Source organism: Rhodococcus sp. 1163 (assembly GCF_002091985.1).
Taxonomy (GTDB): Bacteria; Actinomycetota; Actinomycetes; order Mycobacteriales; family Mycobacteriaceae; genus Rhodococcoides.
Genome location: NZ_MKKX01000028.1, coordinates 127,869 through 146,064, shown reverse-complemented (window position 1 = coordinate 146,064; position 18,196 = coordinate 127,869). Strand labels below are relative to the sequence as shown.

At 63.5% G+C, this 18,196-nt stretch carries 18 protein-coding genes; 4 read left to right on the top strand and 14 right to left on the bottom strand.

Features of this window, described 5'->3' with window-relative positions; all coding sequences use genetic code 11:
• Positions 1 to 266: 266 nt before the first annotated feature.
• The 4 genes from BJD99_RS12025 to purS all read right to left on the bottom strand — a co-directional run bounded on the left by BJD99_RS12025 (position 267) and on the right by purS (position 2,959).
• Complete coding sequence (locus BJD99_RS12025; protein ID WP_084347071.1) at positions 267 to 1,580, bottom strand: M18 family aminopeptidase; 1,314 nt, start codon at positions 1,578 to 1,580, stop codon at positions 267 to 269.
• Between the two features lie 88 nt (positions 1,581 to 1,668).
• Positions 1,669 to 2,019 carry a VOC family protein gene (locus BJD99_RS12020; protein WP_084347070.1) on the bottom strand — a complete coding sequence of 117 codons (351 nt, stop codon included), beginning with the start codon at positions 2,017 to 2,019 and terminating at the stop codon, positions 1,669 to 1,671.
• 29 nt (positions 2,020 to 2,048) lie between these two features.
• Complete coding sequence (gene purQ / locus BJD99_RS12015; RefSeq protein WP_084347069.1) at positions 2,049 to 2,726, bottom strand: phosphoribosylformylglycinamidine synthase subunit PurQ; 678 nt, start codon at positions 2,724 to 2,726, stop codon at positions 2,049 to 2,051.
• Positions 2,723 to 2,959 (bottom strand): phosphoribosylformylglycinamidine synthase subunit PurS, encoded by a 237-nt coding sequence (purS, locus tag BJD99_RS12010; protein WP_084347068.1) that lies wholly within the window; start codon positions 2,957 to 2,959, stop codon positions 2,723 to 2,725. Before purS ends, purQ begins: the two co-directional genes overlap by 4 nt.
• A gap of 87 nt (positions 2,960 to 3,046) precedes the next feature.
• Here purS and BJD99_RS12005 point away from each other — a divergent pair, with 87 nt between their 5' ends.
• Positions 3,047 to 3,691: an MBL fold metallo-hydrolase gene (locus tag BJD99_RS12005; protein WP_084347067.1), complete on the top strand. Its 645-nt coding sequence runs from the start codon at positions 3,047 to 3,049 to the stop codon at positions 3,689 to 3,691.
• On the opposite strand, the gene BJD99_RS12000 is transcribed toward BJD99_RS12005, so the two are convergent.
• The 4 genes from BJD99_RS12000 to BJD99_RS11985 all read right to left on the bottom strand — a co-directional run bounded on the left by BJD99_RS12000 (position 3,688) and on the right by BJD99_RS11985 (position 7,230).
• Positions 3,688 to 4,353 (bottom strand): LppP/LprE family lipoprotein, encoded by a 666-nt coding sequence (locus BJD99_RS12000; protein ID WP_084347066.1) that lies wholly within the window; start codon positions 4,351 to 4,353, stop codon positions 3,688 to 3,690. The two genes, BJD99_RS12005 and BJD99_RS12000, sit on opposite strands and share 4 nt — an antisense overlap.
• An 89-nt stretch (positions 4,354 to 4,442) precedes the next feature.
• On the bottom strand, positions 4,443 to 5,141 hold the full coding sequence (locus BJD99_RS11995) for a DUF2334 domain-containing protein (protein WP_084347120.1): 699 nt from the start codon (positions 5,139 to 5,141) through the stop codon (positions 4,443 to 4,445).
• A 55-nt stretch (positions 5,142 to 5,196) separates the two neighbouring features.
• Positions 5,197 to 5,703 (bottom strand): glutathione peroxidase, encoded by a 507-nt coding sequence (locus tag BJD99_RS11990; RefSeq protein WP_084347119.1) that lies wholly within the window; start codon positions 5,701 to 5,703, stop codon positions 5,197 to 5,199.
• A 129-nt stretch (positions 5,704 to 5,832) separates the two neighbouring features.
• Positions 5,833 to 7,230: a cation:dicarboxylate symporter family transporter gene (locus BJD99_RS11985; RefSeq protein WP_084347065.1), complete on the bottom strand. Its 1,398-nt coding sequence runs from the start codon at positions 7,228 to 7,230 to the stop codon at positions 5,833 to 5,835.
• Positions 7,231 to 7,379: 149 nt separating this feature from the next.
• Between BJD99_RS11985 and BJD99_RS11980 the strand changes: the two genes are divergently transcribed.
• On the top strand, positions 7,380 to 8,942 hold the full coding sequence (locus tag BJD99_RS11980) for an ATP-binding protein (protein WP_084347064.1): 1,563 nt from the start codon (positions 7,380 to 7,382) through the stop codon (positions 8,940 to 8,942).
• The gene (locus BJD99_RS11975) at positions 8,939 to 9,619 is read left to right on the top strand and encodes a response regulator (RefSeq protein ID WP_084347063.1); all 681 of its coding nucleotides are present in this window, start codon (positions 8,939 to 8,941) and stop codon (positions 9,617 to 9,619) included. The genes BJD99_RS11980 and BJD99_RS11975 overlap by 4 nt, the downstream gene beginning before the upstream one ends.
• Here BJD99_RS11975 and BJD99_RS11970 read toward each other — a convergent pair.
• Both BJD99_RS11970 and BJD99_RS11965 read right to left on the bottom strand, forming a co-directional pair.
• A complete protein-coding gene (locus BJD99_RS11970) occupies positions 9,604 to 11,751 on the bottom strand; it encodes a S9 family peptidase (protein WP_084347062.1) in 2,148 nt (715 codons plus the stop codon). The genes BJD99_RS11975 and BJD99_RS11970 overlap by 16 nt on opposite strands.
• Positions 11,748 to 12,632 carry a phosphoribosylaminoimidazolesuccinocarboxamide synthase gene (locus tag BJD99_RS11965; protein WP_084347061.1) on the bottom strand — a complete coding sequence of 295 codons (885 nt, stop codon included), beginning with the start codon at positions 12,630 to 12,632 and terminating at the stop codon, positions 11,748 to 11,750. Before BJD99_RS11965 ends, BJD99_RS11970 begins: the two co-directional genes overlap by 4 nt.
• Before the next feature lie 62 nt (positions 12,633 to 12,694).
• Here BJD99_RS11965 and BJD99_RS11960 point away from each other — a divergent pair, with 62 nt between their 5' ends.
• Complete coding sequence (locus BJD99_RS11960; RefSeq protein WP_084347060.1) at positions 12,695 to 14,104, top strand: MDR family MFS transporter; 1,410 nt, start codon at positions 12,695 to 12,697, stop codon at positions 14,102 to 14,104.
• A 7-nt stretch (positions 14,105 to 14,111) separates the two neighbouring features.
• Here BJD99_RS11960 and BJD99_RS11955 read toward each other — a convergent pair whose 3' ends face one another.
• The 4 genes from BJD99_RS11955 to BJD99_RS11940 are packed head-to-tail and all read right to left on the bottom strand — an operon-like array spanning position 14,112 to position 18,195.
• The gene (locus BJD99_RS11955; RefSeq protein ID WP_084347059.1) at positions 14,112 to 15,005 is read right to left on the bottom strand and encodes a siderophore-interacting protein; all 894 of its coding nucleotides are present in this window, start codon (positions 15,003 to 15,005) and stop codon (positions 14,112 to 14,114) included.
• Positions 15,006 to 15,040: 35 nt separating this feature from the next.
• Complete coding sequence (locus BJD99_RS11950) at positions 15,041 to 16,891, bottom strand: siderophore-interacting protein (RefSeq protein ID WP_084347058.1); 1,851 nt, start codon at positions 16,889 to 16,891, stop codon at positions 15,041 to 15,043.
• A gap of 26 nt (positions 16,892 to 16,917) precedes the next feature.
• Positions 16,918 to 17,145: a phosphopantetheine-binding protein gene (locus BJD99_RS11945; protein ID WP_256895633.1), complete on the bottom strand. Its 228-nt coding sequence runs from the start codon at positions 17,143 to 17,145 to the stop codon at positions 16,918 to 16,920.
• A gap of 48 nt (positions 17,146 to 17,193) precedes the next feature.
• Complete coding sequence (locus BJD99_RS11940) at positions 17,194 to 18,195, bottom strand: ABC transporter substrate-binding protein (RefSeq protein ID WP_256895632.1); 1,002 nt, start codon at positions 18,193 to 18,195, stop codon at positions 17,194 to 17,196.
• Position 18,196 lies beyond the last annotated feature (1 nt).

Below are 18,196 nucleotides of genomic sequence, written 5' to 3'. Positions count from 1 at the left end.
GAGCCAGGCCGACATCAGCGCGCGAGCACGACCTGGTGGACATACCGCTCACCGAGAACGATTTGAACGAATCGGGGTCCTGACGCCCCAGCAGGTGGTCAAGGGTGTGAATACCCCCTGCAAGGCCGTCGTGTGTTTCTTCGCGGAAGTGATCGACTCCACAGCTCGCGGCGTGCGTGCGCCTGTGAGCGCGCACCCTTTTTCCGAAGTAGACCCCCGCGCTAGCCGATCAGCGCGGCGGTCTACTTCAGAAAAAAGGTGTTCGCTTACTGAGCCGGAGCGAGGAAGGCAGCGAGTGCGGCGGAGTACGCGGCGACGTCGGACGCGCCCATCAGCTCCCGAGAGCTGTGCATCGCCAACTGCGCCGCCCCGACGTCGACGGTGGAGATCCCCGTGCGCGAGGCGGTGATCGGTCCGATGGTCGATCCGCACGGCAGATCGGCGCGGTGAACGTAGCGCTGCATTCGCACCCCTGCCTGATCGCAGGCCAACGCGAAAGCACCGGCGCCCGCGGAATCGGTTGCGTACCGGAGGTTCTGGTTGACCTTGAGCACCGGTCCGCCGCCGAGTTCGATGCGGTGCGCGGGCTCGTGTCGATCCGGGTAGTTCGGGTGCGTCGCGTGCGCCATATCGCCTGAGGCACAGATAGATCCGGCCATCGCCTGCAAGAACTCCTCGCGTCCGCCGCCGCGTCCGAGCACGATTCGCTCCAACACGGTGCTCAGCAGATCGGAGAAGGCGCCGCGGTCCGACATGCTGCCGACTTCCTCGTGATCGAAGAGGGCCAACACCGGAGTCGCAGCGGTCGGATTCTCCACTGCCGCAATCAAAGCCTGAGTTCCGGCGTAGCACGTCGCCTGGTTGTCCAGACGAGGAGCGCTGACCAACTCGTTCTCGACGCCGACGACTGCGCTCGGCGCCAGGTCGTGCGTCATGAGTTCCCAGCCGAGCACCGCAGACGGATCCACGCCCTCGCGTTCGGCGACGTAGGAGAGAAAGGACCGTGGTGAGCGTCCGATCCCCCAGATCGCGTTGACGTGGCGCTGCGGATCGAGGGTGACGCCCTTGCGGTCCTCGGACAGGTGGATCGCCAACTGCGGTACGCGCAGGATGGGTTCGTCGACCTTGACGAGCACTTCCCGTAGTCCGTTGCCGTCACGGACGCTGAGGCGGCCGGTGATCCCGAGGTCGCGGTCGAGCCAGGAGTTGAGCCAGGCGCCGCCGTACGGTTCGAGACCGACCATCTGCCAGCCTGCCGACTCGAGGTCCGGATGCTGTTTGACCCGCAGGTTGGGGCTGTCGGTGTGGCCGCCGACGATGCGGAACCGGCCGGGAGTGGAGCCTGCGGAACGACCAGAATCACGAGGGTTGCTCTCGGTGCTCCACGCCACCAGCGAACCGCCGCGGATCAGGTAGTACCTGCCTGCCGCGGTCGGCCACGCTGCGGTCTCTTCGACCCGGACGAAGCCGACCTCCTCCAATCGCACCGCCACTGTTCGACACACGTGGAAGGGCGACGGCGAGACGTCGACGAAGTTGCACAGACCGGCAGCGGACGCATGAGACGACATGGGATCCATTGTGTCAGCTGCTGCGTCGAACAGATCGAGAGATCGAGAGGCGTTCCCAACCTGGTTTCGAAGACCGGTACCTCGCGGACCGTGAAGGCTAGTGCGCTCCCGAAATGCAGAACACGTTGCCGTCGGGATCGGCCAAGGTCACCCACGTGAAGTCGCCCATCGTGTGCTCGTCCACCTCGGATGCACCCGACGACACCAGCCGAGACCGCTCACCCGAAAGGTCGGACGTCGTCAGATCCAGGTGGATCCGATTTTTGCCGGGCGTCGGGTCATCGACCTTCTGGAAAGCGAGGCGGTACGGCACCGACGGCAGAACGACGGTGTAGAACCAGCCGTCGTTCTCCTCGTCGATGCGGCCGTCGGTCTGCTCGGCCCACCACCGCGCGAGGGGGCCGGGGTCCGAAGAATCGAACGTGATCATCGCTGGCGTCAGAGTCATGCCCGGAGATTAACCCGGGCCACCGACAACTACGCAGAGACGATCGCGTCGAGCGCCGAGTAGAAGATGCCGAGACCGTCGTCGCTCGGGCCCGTGAGGGGCTCGGTGGCGTGCTCGGGATGCGGCATGAGTCCGACGATGCGACCGTTGGCCGAGGAGATGCCGGCGATTGCGCGTTGCGAACCGTTGGGGTTGGAACCGCTGTAGCGGAACACGACCCGGCCTTCACCCTCGAGCTCGTCGAGAACCTCTTCGGAGGCCTGGAATCGACCTTCGGCGTTCTTGACGGGGATGAGGATCTCGGCGCCGGACTCGTAGCGCGAGGACCATGCGGTGTTGCTGTTCTCCACCTTCAGCCACTGGTCGCGGCACACGAAGTGCAGATCCTCGTTACGCGTCAGAGCGCCCGGCAGCAGCCCGGCCTCGCAGAGAATCTGAAAGCCGTTGCAGATACCGAGGACGGGCATGCCGCCTTCTGCTGCCTTGACGACGGATTCCATGACGGGTGCGAACCGGGCGATGGCGCCGGCGCGCAGATAGTCACCGTAGGAGAAGCCGCCCGGAACGACGACCGCGTCGACGTTCTTCAGGTCGGCGTCCGCGTGCCACAAGCTGACGGCCTCGCCGCCTGCCAACGTGACCGCACGGGAGGCGTCGACGTCGTCGAGAGTTCCTGGAAAGGTGATGACACCGATGCGAGTGCTCATGCGAGACGGGTCACTTTCCAGTCCTCTATGACCGTGTTCGCGAGCAGCGATTCGGCGATCTTTTCCAGCTCGGCGTCGTCGACACTGTCGTCGACCTCGAGCTCGAAACGCTTGCCCTGACGCACATCGGAGACACCTGCGATCCCGAGACGCCCCAGAGCGCCTGTGATGGCCTGACCCTGCGGGTCGAGAATTTCGGTCTTGGGCATGACGTCGACAACAACACGGGCCACGTGAGAGCTCCTCGAGATATAGGTACCGGCAGGTGAGAGTCTACGCAGGCACTGCCGTGTGCATGACACTGCGTTTACTGTGGGGTGATGCGGCTGACTCACTTCGGACATTCCTGCCTCCTCGTCGAACTGAACGGAACGACCGTCCTCTTCGACCCCGGCAACTTTTCCCACGGATTCGACGGCATCACCGATCTCGACGCCATCCTGATCACTCACCAGCACCCTGATCACGTGGACCTCGAGCGTCTGCCGGCATTGGTGCAGGGCAATCCGCGGGCAGCGCTCTATGCGGACCCGATGACGGCGTCGCAGCTCGGCGACCGCTGGACGGCGACGCACCCGGGGGATGTGTTCGGGGTCGGCGGCATCCAGGTGACCGGAGTCGGCGGCACTCATGCGGTGATTCACCCGGACCTGCCGGTGATCGACAACACCGGTTATCTCCTCGGAACTCCCCAACATCCGTCCCAGTTGTTGCATCCCGGCGATTCACTGTTCGTCCCCGAACAGAAGGTGGACATTCTCGCGCTTCCCGCCGCGGCACCGTGGATGAAGCTCTCCGAAACCGTCGACTTCCTACGCGCAGTCGCGCCCCGCACGGCCTTCCCGATCCACCAGGCCATCATCGCCGAGCAGGCGCGCGGGATCTACTACGGGCGCTACAAGGAGTTGGCCGACGAGAACACCGAATTCCGGACGTTCCCGGAGGAAGGTTCGATCGAGCTCTAGGACCCCGTCACCTCGACGGGGAGCGCGTCCAGCATCGTCACCGAGGACCCATCCCACTGGTAGCGGATCAATGCGGGACCGCCCGTCGGGTTGGCGTTGGCATCGTCACCTACGGGCCAGCGGTACCCGACGGTGATGGTGTCGGCGGACTGCGAGTCGACGAACGTGAACCCGTACGGCTCGGACGTTCCGGTGCCGAGGTAGTCGCCGTCGGCGAAGAACAACACCTGCACCGGCGAGCTGGCGGTACCGCCGGAAGTATCGGCGCGGACCCAGGTGAACGACGCACATGGGTCACCGATCTCCGTTGCCACCCACGCAACGCCGTCGAAGTACTGCGGCAGTGAGGCGAGAGCATCGGTCACTGTCGGCGAGGCAAGATCCAAGCAGACGGGATACTCGGGGCCGGGCGTACGCGTAGCTGGGGCAGCCTCGGCGCGCGGAACCACTTCTGTTCTCTCGCCGGGCGGGCGATCCGCGACAATGGGCGGGAGAGACCCAGGCGAGGGCACGAAGGTCTGCGGCACATTCTGCTGCCCCGGGGCCGCCGACGATTTCGGTGCGGCCGAGGATTCCGGGGCGGCCGTCGCATTTCCGTCATCGGAATTCCCGCACGCCACCAGGGCCATGATGCCGATCGCTACGAGAAGAAGTCGTTTCATGTCGCCACCTGCGAAGTCGGTTGCACAGTCGGAGGTTACATCCCGCGAACCGAATTGTCCGTTACACCCAAGGGATACACCGCTGACGGCTACGCGGCTCGGCGAACTGTCCGGACGTGCTCGTAAACGCCAGGCACCGCCCCGCTGTAGAGCGCGAGGTCGATCGCGTCGAGCATCGCCCGGCGCGGCCCGCTACACCCGAGTTGCTGAGCGCTGACGGCCAATCGCACCAGGCCGTCACGTCGAGCTGCGCGGCCCGCACCGATCACGAGCGCCCTGCACCACCACGGTTCGGCCTTCATGCCCTCCCCGATGCCGAGAACTCGCCCCCGCTCGGCGGTACCCGTTTCCAGGTCTCGAATTGCATTGATACCGGCGATCATTCGAAATCCGGCATCCGGCAACGCCGATACTGCGCCAGGCGAGGCGAGCCATCGGGGCGGCGCGAAAACCCTTGTCCGCAAGCCGGTCTCTTCCATGACTCGATCGGCAGCCATGAGCCGCAGCCGGGCCTCGTGCCGCGGCAGGGCGGCGAACTCGGCGCGGCGACGCTTGGTTGCTGCCTGATCGTAGCCGTGCAGGACGATGGCATCCCCATCGTCGCGACGGCCCCGAAGCCATTGCTGGGTAGCCGAATCCTTCGCCAACCGGTATTTGTCCTTCAACCGGGGCGCGACGAGCAACGAGAGTGGTACCGATCGCGAGTCGAGTTCACGGGCGAATTCCGCAGCGTAGTCGCGGGTGTCGTCTCTGATTCCACTTACCGAAACGATCAGCGCTCCAGACATGACTCGAGCCTCGCGCACCAGGGTGAACGAGGCTCGACATCAGCATTGACCGTGTCTAAACGGCGATGGTCTCTTTCGGCAGGATCTTGTCGATCGCTGCGAGAACTTCGGGTGCATCGGGTTCGGTGCGGGGACGGAACCGGTTGGTGACGACGCCGTCGGGCGAGATCAGGAACTTCTCGAAGTTCCACTGGATGTCGCCTGCGGTGCCGTCCGCGTCTTCGGCCTTGGTGAGCTCGGCGTAGAGCGGGTGCCGGTTCTCGCCGTTGACATCGACCTTCTCGAACATCGGGAAGGTGACGCCGTAGGTGGTGGAGCAGAACGATTCGATCTCTTCGGCTGTGCCGGGTTCCTGTCCACCGAACTGGTTGCAGGGGATGCCGATTACCGACAAGCCCTGTGCCGCGTATTCGGTGGCCATCTTTTCGAGGGTGGAGTATTGAGGGGTCAGGCCGCACTTGGATGCGACGTTCACCACCAACACTGCTCGGCCTGCGTACTCATCGAGCGTGGTGGGCGCGCCGCCCAGCGTGTTGATGCCGATGTTCTGAACTTCAGTCATGCCGAAGAACTTACCTGTGGTTATCGCGGGAAGGGGAACCGACCATATGAAAAGAGAACGACCCTCGGTGAGGGTCGTTCTCTTCATTTCCGAACCGGGCGACGGGGGGTGCGCGGCGCCCGGCAGGTATCAGACCCTGGCCGAGTCCTTCTCGAGTTCGACGCGCTCTACGCGCTTGTCGTCCTCCGGGAGGTGATCGTCGACCATGGTGGTCTCGTCGAACGGCAAGTTGCCGTCGAGAACTGTTTTGACGCGGGATGCGTCGATCGTCTTGGTCCACGTGCCCACCAGCAGGGTGGCGACGGCGTTGCCGGAGAAGTTGGTCACTGCACGAGCTTCGGACATGAAGCGGTCGATTCCGACGATGAGGCCGATGCCGTCGAGCAACTCGGGGCGGTGACTCTGCAGGCCGCCGGCGAGCGTGGCGAGACCGGCACCGGAGACGCCTGCGGCACCCTTGCTGGCGATGATCATGAAGAGCAGCAACGAGAACTGCTCAGGGATCGACAGCGGCAGGTTCATGGCGTCGGCGATGAAGATCGACGCCATCGTCAGGTAGATGGCGGTGCCGTCCAGGTTGAACGAGTATCCGGTCGGGACAACGATTCCGACGGTGGTGCGCTCGACACCGACATGCTCCATCTTGGCGATCAGCCGCGGCAGGGCCGACTCGGAGGAGCTGGTCGCGACGATGAGCAGGTATTCACGAGCCAGGTATTTGACCAGCTTGAAGATCGAGAAGCCTGCGACGAAGCGAAGAATCAGGCCGAGGAAGCCGAAGACGAAGATGGCGCAGGTGATGTAGAACGCCAACATCAGGGTGCCGAGCTGGATGACGGCGTCGAATCCGGTCGCGCCGACGACGCCTGCGATGGCACCGAAGGCGCCGATCGGAGCGAGCCACAGGATCATCGTCAGTATGCGGAAGACGAGTTTCTGCACTGCGCCGATTCCCTTGAGGATGCCTTCGCCCTGCTTACCCATCGCTTGCAGCGCGAAGCCGACGAGGATTGCTACGAACAGAGTCTGCAGCACCGAGCCTTCGGTCAGCGAGGACAGGAGCGTCTCCGGAATGATGCCGGCGATGAAGTCCATCGTGCCGCCCGCGCCCTCCGCGGTGGCCGCGTACTTGTCGCCTGCGCCACTGGCCGGGATGTTGAGGCCGCTGCCTGGCTGGATGAGGTTGCCGACGACCATGCCGATCCCGAGGGCGATGGTCGACATAGTGAGGAAGTAGGCAAGCGCCAGTCCGCCGACCTTGCCGACACTGGCTGCGGCTCGCACCGATCCGATGCCGAGGACGATGGTGCAGAAGATGACCGGGCTGATCATCATCTTGATCAAACTGACGAACAATGTGCCGAGCACCGCCAGGTCGACGCCGACTTCCTTCCACAGCAGACCGACGATGACGCCGGCGACCACTGCGATGATCACGGCGATGTACAGCCAATGGGTCTTGTCCCGCTTCACCTTGGGCTTGGGCGGCGGGGTCTGGCTTGTGTCAGCATCGATGCTGGTAGTCATTGGTACGTCCTCTGCGGCTATATCTGCGACTTGTGCAGCGTGAGGTGGATCACGCCGCGCTAGGGAACGATGCTGGTGCAGATCGAGGCCACAGTCACCAATACGTTCATTCTGTTCACGGTTCTACTATTTCTTCGAGGTGACATGACATGGCCAAGCGTCCGACGAGCGTGGCAGGGCAGGTATTGCTGTTGCAGCTGGCGGTCATCGCTGTCGTGGTCGCCGCAGGCGGCATCCTCACCGTCCTGAACGAACGCTCCAACAGTGACGAAGCGACATCCCGGGTAGTCGTCGCGGTGGCCGCCGCCATCGCCAACGAACCGTCGACGCCGTTGGCTATTGCCTCCGAAAATCCGACGGCTCGCTTGCAACCCGAAACCGAACGTATCCGCAAGATCACCGGCGTCGACTTCATCGTCGTCATGGCACCGAACCGCACCAGATTCACGCACACGACCGTCGACCTGATCGGTAAACCGTTCAGCGGCAACATCGATGACGCGCTGCGCGGTGAGACCATCACCGAGACGTACGTCGGGTCGCTCGGTCCGTCGATCCGTGCGGTCACCCCGGTCATCGACACGTCCGGAAATATCGTCGGTCTCGTATCGGCAGGCGTCACCCGCGCGAAGATCAGCGAACAGTTCGTTCGTGGTCTACCCATGATCTTCGCCGTCGTACTTGCGGGATTCGCTGCCGCTGCAGCAGGATCCGTGCTTCTCGGTCGACGTCTCCGACGGCAGACCCTGGGAATGGCGCCTGCGCAGTTGCGCACCATGTACGGCCATCACGATGCCGTGCTGCATTCGATCGGGGAAGGACTGGTGGTGTTCGGCGAGGGTGAAAGTGCCGAACTCGTCAACGACGAAGCGCGTCGACTTCTCGACCTCTCGGATGGGCCGGTGACGCGGGCCTCGCTGCCGGAGTCGATGCAGTCGATGCAGTCGATGGACACCGGAATCGTCCGCGGCGAACTTCATCTCACCGATTCGAGAGTCCTGTTCGTCAACCAGGATCCGGTGATGTGGGAGGGCACTCGGCTCGGCCAGGTCCTCAGCATCCGTGACCGCACCGAACTGCAGAACATCATGGGCGAACTCGATTCGGTCCGCAGCTTCGCCGAATCACTCCGGTCGCAGGCCCATGAATCGGCGAACCGTCTGCACACGGTCATCACCATGATCGAACTCGGCCGCTCCGAGGAAGCTGTCGAGTTCGCAACTGCAGACCTGGAGTTGTCACAGCATCTGATCGACCGATTGATGGCATCCGTGCAGGAACCCGCGCTGGCGGCACTGCTGCTCGGCAAGATGAGCCAGGCCGGCGAACAGGGCGTGGAACTGACCGTCACCGAGGACACTGCGCTCGGACCCGTGGGCGTGCTGACTCCGCGTGAATTGGTGACCGTGGTGGGAAATCTGATAGACAATGCGATCGATGCCTCGAAAGAATCCGAACAACCGTGGGTCGAAGTGACGGTCCGTGACTCCGATGATGTTCTCATCGTTCGTGTGGCCGACAGCGGCCCTGGAATGTCACCGGAAACGTTGCGTACCGCGATGACTCGCGGCTATTCGACGAAGGCCGATTCCCGTGGACTCGGACTAGCATTGGTCACCCAGGTCGTCAAGCGTCACCGCGGGGAGGTAACGACCGCTCTCACCTACGGTTCGGTGCTCCTCGCTCGCATCCCGTCCGGAGACCGGTCGTGATCAGGGTCCTTATCGTGGACGACGAACCGCTGATCGCCGAGGCGCACCGAAGCTACGTCGACCGAGTGCCCGGCTTTACCGTCGCCGCAGTCGCGCACAGCGGACACGGTGCGATGCGCGCGGCAAGCCGGGCCGAGGAACCCATAGATCTCGTCCTTCTCGACATCGGCCTGCCCGACGCCAACGGCATCGACGTGGCGGCCGCTCTGGGCGGTCTGCGTCCGAGCCCGGACGTCATCGCCATCACGTCCGAGCGTGATCTCTCGGTCGTGCGGTCCGCGGTCGCCCACGGTGTCGTTCTGTATCTCCTCAAGCCGTTCACCTTCGCTGCGTTCCGCGACAAGCTCGAACGGTATCGCGAATTTCACGACGCGCTGCCTGCGGGTAAGAGTGCAGCCAGTCAACGCGACATCGACCGCGCAATGTCCCATCTGCGCATCGCCGACGAACGCGCCTCCACACCCAAAGGCATTGCGCCGCAGACGATGGACGGCATCACCGCCATCGTCCGCGAGGCGCCCGCCGGCCTCAACGCCTCCGAGGTCGCCAAGGCGGGCGGGGTGTCGCGAGTAACGGCCTGGCGGTACCTCGAGCGCCTCGCCGACGACGGACTGGTCACCCGCATCACCGAATACGGCAAAGCGGGTCGACCGCAGGTCCGTTACCTCTGGCGGTAGTCGAGTGAGCCGCCTGTCTTGTCCACGATCCAGGCGTACTCGAAGGCTGCTTCCTTCCACTTCTCGTAGCGCCCGCTGACGCCACCGTGGCCCGCACTCATTTCGGTCTTGAGTAGTAGGTCGGAGTCACCGGTCTTCGTAGCGCGCAGCGCAGCAACCCATTTCGCCGGCTCGACGTACAGCACCCGGGTGTCGTTGATCGAGGTGATCGCCAGGATGCTCGGGTAGTCCTTCGCCTCGACGTTCTCGTAGGGGCTGTAGGACTTCATGTACTCGTACACCTGCATGTCGGCCAAAGGATTACCCCATTCGTCCCATTCGATGACGGTCAGTGGCAGCGATGGGTCGAGGATCGAGGTCAAGGGATCGACGAACGGCACATTGGCGAGAATCCCGTTGAACAGTTCGGGTGCGAGGTTCGCGACCGCGCCCATCAGCAGGCCACCGGCACTTCCGCCGTCGGCGACGAGATGCTCGGGCGAGGTACGACCACTGTCGATCAGATACTGTGCGGCAGCGACGAAGTCGGTGAACGTGTTCTTCTTCGTCAGGGTCTTGCCGTTGTCGTACCACGCTCTACCCATCTCACCGCCGCCGCGAACGTGCGCGACGACGAACACGATGCCCCGATCCAGCAGCGAGAGCCGTGCGACCGAGAAGGACGGATCCATGCTCGCCTCGTACGAACCGTAGCCGTACAGCAGCGTCGGAGCAGGCCCTTCCGGCACATCCTTGCGCAGGACGACCGACAACGGAATCCGAGTTCCGTCCGCGGCGGTGGCCCACTCACGATGCTGGACATAGTCGTTCGCGTCGAAGTCGCCCAATACCGGTTGCGACCTACGCAGCAGCATCTCACCCGTCGCGAGGTCGTAGTCGTAGACCTTGGCGGGGGTGATGAACGAGGTGTACACCAAACGCAGCAGAGGCTGACTCCACTCCGGGTTGGAACCCGCTCCGACGGAGTAGAGCTCCTCGTCGAACGTCATCTCCGTGTAGTCGCCGTAACCGTTCTCGTCGAGCGGCCAGATCGCCAACCTCGTCAGAGCCTCGCGTCGATAGTTCAGTACGAGGTGATCGGCAAACGCATCGACGTCCTCGAGTCGAACGTCGTCGCGATGTGGAACGAGGATCCGCTGGTCCTCGGGATTGTCGACAGGAGCCTCGGCGAGCAGGAAGTTCTCGGCCTTCTCCCCTTCGGTGCCCCAGCCGTTCACCGATCCGTTGTGCTGGATGAGGAACCGGTCCTCACCCTTCACGACGGCGTGCTCGACGCTGTATTCGACTCCGTCGACGCGCGGGAGAACGACGCGGAATTCGCCTTCGGGATCGGCGGATTCGAGGACGAGGCATTCGGTGGTGATCTTCGACCCCACCCAGATCATCAGGTATTTTTCGCTGCGCGTGGATCCGAAACCGACCCAGTAGCTTTCGTCGGGCTCGTGGAAGACCTTCTGGTCCTGCTCGGTAGGGGTGCCGAGGGTGTGACGCCACACGGTGTCCGGCCGCCAGGATTCATCGACAGTTTGATAGAAGACGTGGCGGTGATCGATAGCCCACGTCGCACCCGTGGAGACGTTCTCGATCGTGTCTGCGAGCAGTTCGCCGGTCGAGAGGTCCTTGAAACGCAGCGTGTATCGCTCGTCGCCCTCGGTGTCGGTCGAGTAGGCCAGCAGGTTCCCGTCCTGGCTGATCGAGAAGGCGCCGAGCGAGAAGAAGTCGTGTCCTTCTGCTTCGAGATTGGAGTCGAGGAGGATCTGCTCGCCGGCGATCTCGGTGTCCGCCGACAGTGTCGGCGGGGTCCAGTTGTCGGGTGAGTCGACCGGGCAACGGCATTGGAGCCCGTACGACTTCCCTTCGAGGGTGCGCGAGTAATACCACCAGTTGCCCATCCGCGTCGGGACCGAAAGATCGGTTTCCTGCGTGCGCGATTTGATCTCGTCGAATATTTGCCCCCGCAGCTCGGCCAGCCCGGCGGTCTCCTGCTCGGTGTACGCATTCTCGGCCTCGAGGTAGGCGATTACCTCGGCGTCATCCTTGTTACGCAGCCATTCGTAATTGTCCACGAAGGTATCGCCATGATGGGTTCGCTTCAGCGGAATCTTCTTGGCGATCGGTGGTGTGAGTGTCATGGCTTGACCCAATCTTCGAAGTTCAGACCCGAAATGCGTTCGTAGGCCTCGATGTAACGTGCGCGTGTCGCTGCGACGACTTCGTCTGGAAGCGGCGGCGGTGGGGTCTGCCCATGGCGGTCCCAGCCGGATTCACCGGTGAGCCAGTCGCGGACGTACTGCTTGTCGAAACTCGGCTGCACCCGACCTTCGGCGTAGCCGTCGGCGGGCCAGTAGCGCGAGGAGTCGGGAGTGAGAACCTCGTCTGCGAGTACGAGGTTGCCGTCACGGTCGAGACCGAACTCGAACTTTGTGTCGGCCAGGATGATTCCACGATCGAGCGCGAAATTCGCTGCACTGATGTAGATCTCGAGGGTTTCCGAGCGGAGCTTGAAGGCAAGCGCTTCCCCAACCTGATCGACGACGGTCTGGAAGTCGACATTCTCGTCGTGCTCCCCCATCGCGGCCTTGGCGGCGGGAGTGAAGATCGGCTCGTCCAGCTTGGAGGATTCGACGAGGCCCTGCGGCAATTCGACTCCGCATACCGCGCCGGTGCTGCGGTAGTCCGACAATCCGGAACCTGTCAGATAGCCACGGACGACGCACTCGATCGGGACCATCTGCAGCTTCTTCACCACCAGAGCCCGCCCGAGCAGTTCCTGCGGGATCCTCTCGTCGAGCGGATCACCGGCGAGATGATTCACCCCGCCGAGCTGGTCGAAGAAGAAGACGCTCATCGCCGTCAGGACCCTGCCCTTGTCGGGGATCGGGGTATCGAGGACGTGGTCGTAGGCGGAGATGCGGTCGCTCGCGACGAGAAGCAGGTGGTCGTCGTCGACGATGTAGAGATCGCGAACCTTGCCGCCGGCCAGATGCTGATAGCTATGAAGAGTTGGGCGCACGTAATCACCCTATCTGGGCCTGATGGCGCGCTCTCCCGGTGACGGGAGAACAATGAACTGCAATGGCAACGAACAACGAGGTCGCCGACGTCGGCTTCCGGTCCGAACGCGGGCCCGTACTCATCGCGTTGATGCTCAGCACATCGCTGGTTGCGTTGGATTCCACGATCATCGCCACCGCGGTGCTGACCATCGTCGGCGACCTCGGCGGCTTCGGTCAGTTCCCGTGGTTGTTCTCGATCTACCTGCTCGCCCAGGCCGTGTCGGTGCCGTTGTACGGCAAGTTGTCCGACCTGTTCGGACGCAAGAGGATCATGCTGTTCGGAATCGGTGTCTTCCTGCTCGGTTCGATTCTGTGCGGGCTGGCGTGGAGCATGCCGGCCCTGATCGCTTTTCGAGCGGTCCAGGGTCTCGGTGCGGGCGCCGTGCAACCGATGTCGATCACCATCGCCGGTGACATCTACACGTTGGCCGAACGCGCGAAAGCACAGGGATATCTCGCGAGCGTCTGGGCGATGTCGGCGGTGCTGGGCCCGGCCCTCGGCGGCGTCTTCTCCGAATACCTGTCGTGGCGCTGGATCTTCTTCGTCAACATCCCGTTGTGTCTGCTCGCGGCGTGGATGCTGATCACCAAGTTTCACGAGGGTGCCGTAGAACGGACGAGGCCGAAGATCGACTACCTCGGAGCAGGCTTGCTCACCACGGGTGCAGCACTGATGCTGTTGGGCCTGCTCGAAGGCGGGCAGTCGTGGTCTTGGGCGTCGCCGATCAGTGTCTCGGTCTTTTCCGCAGGTGTCCTCTCACTCGCGCTGTTCGCGTGGGTGCAGACGCGAGTGCCCGAGCCGATTCTGCCGCTATGGGTCTTCACCCGGCGAGTCCTTCTCGTCAGTAGCGTCATCTCGTTGCTCGTCGGAGCGCTGGTTCTGGGCCTGACGTCGTATGTACCGACCTTCGTCCAAGGGGTACTCGGGACCGGCGCGATCGTGGCGGGCTTCGCACTCGCGACGCTCACCCTTGGATGGCCGATCGCGGCCTCGCAATCGGGCAGGCTCTATCTCCGGTTCGGCTTTCGCACGACCGCGTTGACCGGTGCGTCCATCGCCCTCGTCGGCGCAGTGGCGTCGACGTTCATCGGTTCCGGTAGCGCCATCTGGCAGATCGCTGTGGTGTGTTTCGTCATCGGTCTCGGCATGGGGTTGATCGCCAGTCCCACCCTCATCGCCGCGCAATCGAGCGTCGAGTGGTCCGAACGTGGCGTCGTCACCGCCACCAACATGTTTGCGCGATCGATCGGAAGTGCCGTCGGCGTTGCCATCTTCGGGGCCATCGTCAACTCCCGGATCTCCGGCCCGGGCGAACCCGACCCACAACAGCTGTCCGACGCCATCCACGTGGTCTTCCTCGGGGTGGCGGCGGCGGCCGTGCTGATGGCGGTTGCTGCGTTGTTCATGCCGAAGCCCTCGGCGCGGTGAAGGTCCCCTACAGCCCGACGCGCTCGAGCATGGCGTCGAATTCCTCGCTCGCCTCTTGTTCGGTGCGCCCGGCCTCGATGACGCTGTTGTAGAGCGCCAGTGCCTCGCTCTGATATTTCTTGTACTTCTCGAGCCACTGTTCGGACCGCGCGCGCCAGTATCCGATGATGTGGAAGTGCGCGATGTCGAAACCTCGGTCCTTGCGGAAGTACTTGCGTACTACCCGCGAAGATGCGGCCTCACCTGCGAACCACACGTATCCGACGCCTTCGGGTAGTTCGTAGTCGCGTACGGCGTCGTCGAGAACGCTTGCGCAGTCACCGTTTCCGGAACCGATGCGCCAGTCGTAGGTGACGGATGCTGCCGTGTCGAAACTTTGGATGTCACCCCGCTCGAGAACCTCTACGACGGCGTGAGCTCTCACGCCGGCCGGAAGCTCCTCGATGATGCGTCCGAGCGCGGGGAGTCCGGTCATGTCGGCGACGAGGAGTTGCCACTGAACGTCGGCCGGAACGCGGTACCAGGATCGCGGACGGGCCAGCAGCACCCGTTGGCCGACGGTTGCCTGCAGCGCCCAGGTGGCTGCCACTCCCCCGTCGTGTGCGACGAAGTCGATGACCAGCTCGCCTGCGGCGCTGTTCAACCGCCGGACCGTGTAGTTACGACCGTCGGGGACGTCTTCGATTCCGTGGTACCACCAGACGCCGTCGACCTCGGTCATCGGCGGTGGGGCAGTTTCACCGTTGCGCGGGAAGTAGACAGCGACGCATTCGTCCGGTGCACCGATGCCCTCGTAACGGGCCAGGTGCTCTCCGCCGAACGTCACCCGCACCATGTGCGTGGTGAGTTGTTCCACGCCCACTGCGTCGGCGTAGTAGAAGCCGAGTTCGCCTTCGCTCATTTCTTCGCCCTCGCTACGATGACCATTTTCGTAGGCTAGCCTACCCTGTGGCTTTCGTACAGGGGTGCCGCGAACTCCAACACCGTCGACCCCCACCCCAGTGACCCCACCCGTGCGGCTCCGCCGCCGGATTCGGCCACCAACGCGCACACCTCCGCTTCGGTACGACGCCCGGCGCCGTAGAGACACAGCCGCAGCAGGTCCTCCTCGGTATCGTGATCGTCCGTCGTCGACGGATCGAGTAGGTCGGTGATCAGCACGACTCGCGCGGCCGATGTCCCGAGGGTGCGCAACAGCAGCAGAGCGTCGGAGTCCGGATGCGTGTCGAGCACGTCGACAGCGATCACCAAGTCGACGGGTGCCGTCAAAGCTGCGAACTCACTGGCATCGATGCGGGTGATCGCGTCCCGACGCGTCTCCGCGACGTCACCGAGGTTCCTGGCGTTCAAGGCCGGAAGCCCGACCAGAGATATCGACAATTCCGGGCGCACACGTGCCAGCGTGTCGGCGTACACCCCGGCGCCTTCGCCGTAGATCGCCACGGAGGTCACGTCCACGAGGTCCACCGCATCCGGCAACGCCGGGGCGCGGTACACCGCTCCGAACGCGGACTCTTCGTGGAAGTCTTCGATGAAGCTCGGATCGGCTTTCTTGTCGAGGAAGCTGTGCGTGGTGGCGGGCAACCCCGTCCGGACCGATTCGAGCAATCCGAGGAACGCCAGATCGAGACGAGTGTGGATCTTGTCGAAGTGCAATGCCTGACTGGCGAAGGTGTCCTGATCGGCGAGGATGGATCCCATCTCGGTCAGGGTGAAGCGGCCGTCGTCGTTGCTCAACAGATCCATCAGCACGAGGTGTCGCAGCAGCTTCGCCGTCGCACCTGGATGCGTCGCGCATTCCGCTGCAATGGCATCCGCGGACTCTTTGCCGCCGTCGACGGCGGCAAAGATACCCACTGTCACCGCGGTACGAATAGCGAAAGGTGGCAGTAGTTCCGACATTTCGTGGAGTCGTTCGTCGGGACTCGGCTCACCTGCGGGGTCGAGAACCGGTTGGCCCGCAGCCACCGCGGACGTCTCACGAAAACGCCAGTATCCGGCGATCTCGACGAACTGCTTCGGGATCTGCTTGTCCTGCTTGGCCCATCGGCGCAAAGGCTTGATGGTCGACGCTTCACCTGCGACCCAGAGATACGGCTGGCCTGGACGCCACTGCGCGGCCTGCACCGTGTCCACCATCCGCGACTGGCCGTCGTTCTCCGAGCGGTACAGCCAGGTGATGTCCACCGAAGCCGCAGAGAAAAGTTCCTGGCGGTGCGAAGGCTCGGCCACCTCGATCACCACCGTGGCCGGCAGATCTGCCGGCAGCTTCTCCAGGCAATGCGCGATGGCGGGCAGCGCGGTCTCGTCTCCGGCGATCAGCATCCAATCCACCTCACGCGGCAGCGACGACGAATGTTTGGGCCCGGCGATGAGGATCTTCTCCCCCGCCTGCACTCCGAATGCCCAGCCAGCTGCCAGCCCACCATCGTGCATCGCGAAGTCCAGTGCCATCTCACGGGTTTCCTCGTCGAAGCGGCGCACGGTGTACGTCCGGCTGTACTGGAACGAGCCCGCCGGCCAGTCGACTGTCCCGTTGTCGGAGTTGACCGGAACCGTGAACGGCAGGGTGCCGGTCGCTGGGTCGACGGGCAGAATCTTGACGTCGTCGTCGAAGCCTCTGGTACGTACCGGCGGAAGTTCGACACCGTCGCGAACGTGGCGATCCATCGAGGGACCCCCGACGATCACTCGCCGCATTCCCGGGGTGATGTCCTCTACCCGTAGAACGTCCAGTTCTCGTATGCAAATCGGAAAAACCTCGACCTCGCGAACAGTCGCCACCATCGAAAATCCCTCTCTCGTAAAAGTGTTCAGTACTCGCCGAGCGCGACGGCGATCCAATGCGCGACGGTCGGGTCGGCGGCAAGCGTCGGAAAGTCGATATCGGGCGCACCCGCGGACCGCCATCGTTCCACAAGCCCCATGATGCGGATCGAGTCCAACCCTTCGTCGAGCAGGTTGGTGTCCTCGCTGATCGAGCCGAGCGGCCGATCCAGGGCGGTGGCGATATCGCCGATGACGGTCTCACGGGTGAGCACAGTGTTCTTCCTTCGTTGTTCGGTGAACAGATTTCGGACCGGATAGCCCTATTCGGTGAACATCTCCTGGACCTGGTCCAGAGTTGCCATCACGCCGTCGTAGTCCGGACGGTAGCTGGTAGCAGGCAGTTCGTAGACCTTGTTGCCGGCGAATGCAGGCAGGCCGACGTACAGCGGATCCTGTTGGAGCTCTGCAAGAGTGCGTCCGGCGACCGGAACGACGAACATGGCCGGGGCACTGCCGACCGGCGCCAACAGCTCGTTGCTGATGATGAACGAGTCACCCGAGCCGTACAGTTCGGGGTTGTTCGCCTTGGTGATCACATCGTCCGGCTCGAAACCGACGGCCGAAAGCAGAGTGGGCAAGGTGGCGCTCTGTGGGATGAACGCGGGTTCGTTGGTGCTCAGCGACAGGAAGTACGACACGGGCGTCGCTGGAATGGTGATCGAGTCCTTCACCTCGGCGACCTTGTCTTCGTAGGCCTGCAGCAAACCGTCGACCTTCTCGCTCTCACCGGCTGCCTCGGCGACCGCGGTCAGCTGTTCCTGCCACGTTGCGAGCGAAGACGAAATCAATACCGTCGGTGCGATATTGCTGAGCTGATCGTAGGATTCGTTCGCCTGAACAGCGGAGATTCCCTGGCCGCCACCGATGATGAGGTCGGGTTCGGCTGCGGCGAGTGCCTCGATGTTCAGCGCTTCACCAGCAGGCAATTCTTGCGTGCCCTGCTTCTCGGCCTTTTCCGCCCACTGCGGTGGGAAGCCGCCGTCGAGATTCGTCACCCCGAGCAGCCTGGTATCGGTGATCGCGATGGGGGCATCGAGTGTGAACAGGTAGCCCGCGAGGCCTGCCGACAGCACGGCGATCTTCTGCGGCTCTGCGGGCACCGTGATATCACCCTTGTCGGTAGTGACCACTCGCGTCTCGGTACCCGAGGTGCCCTCGCTCGAACTGTCGGAGCTGCACGCAGCCAACCCTAGTGCGAGAAAAGCCACCGATGCGGTGGCAAATACGCGAAGGCCACGTCGTCGAAACTGTGAATCAGACACT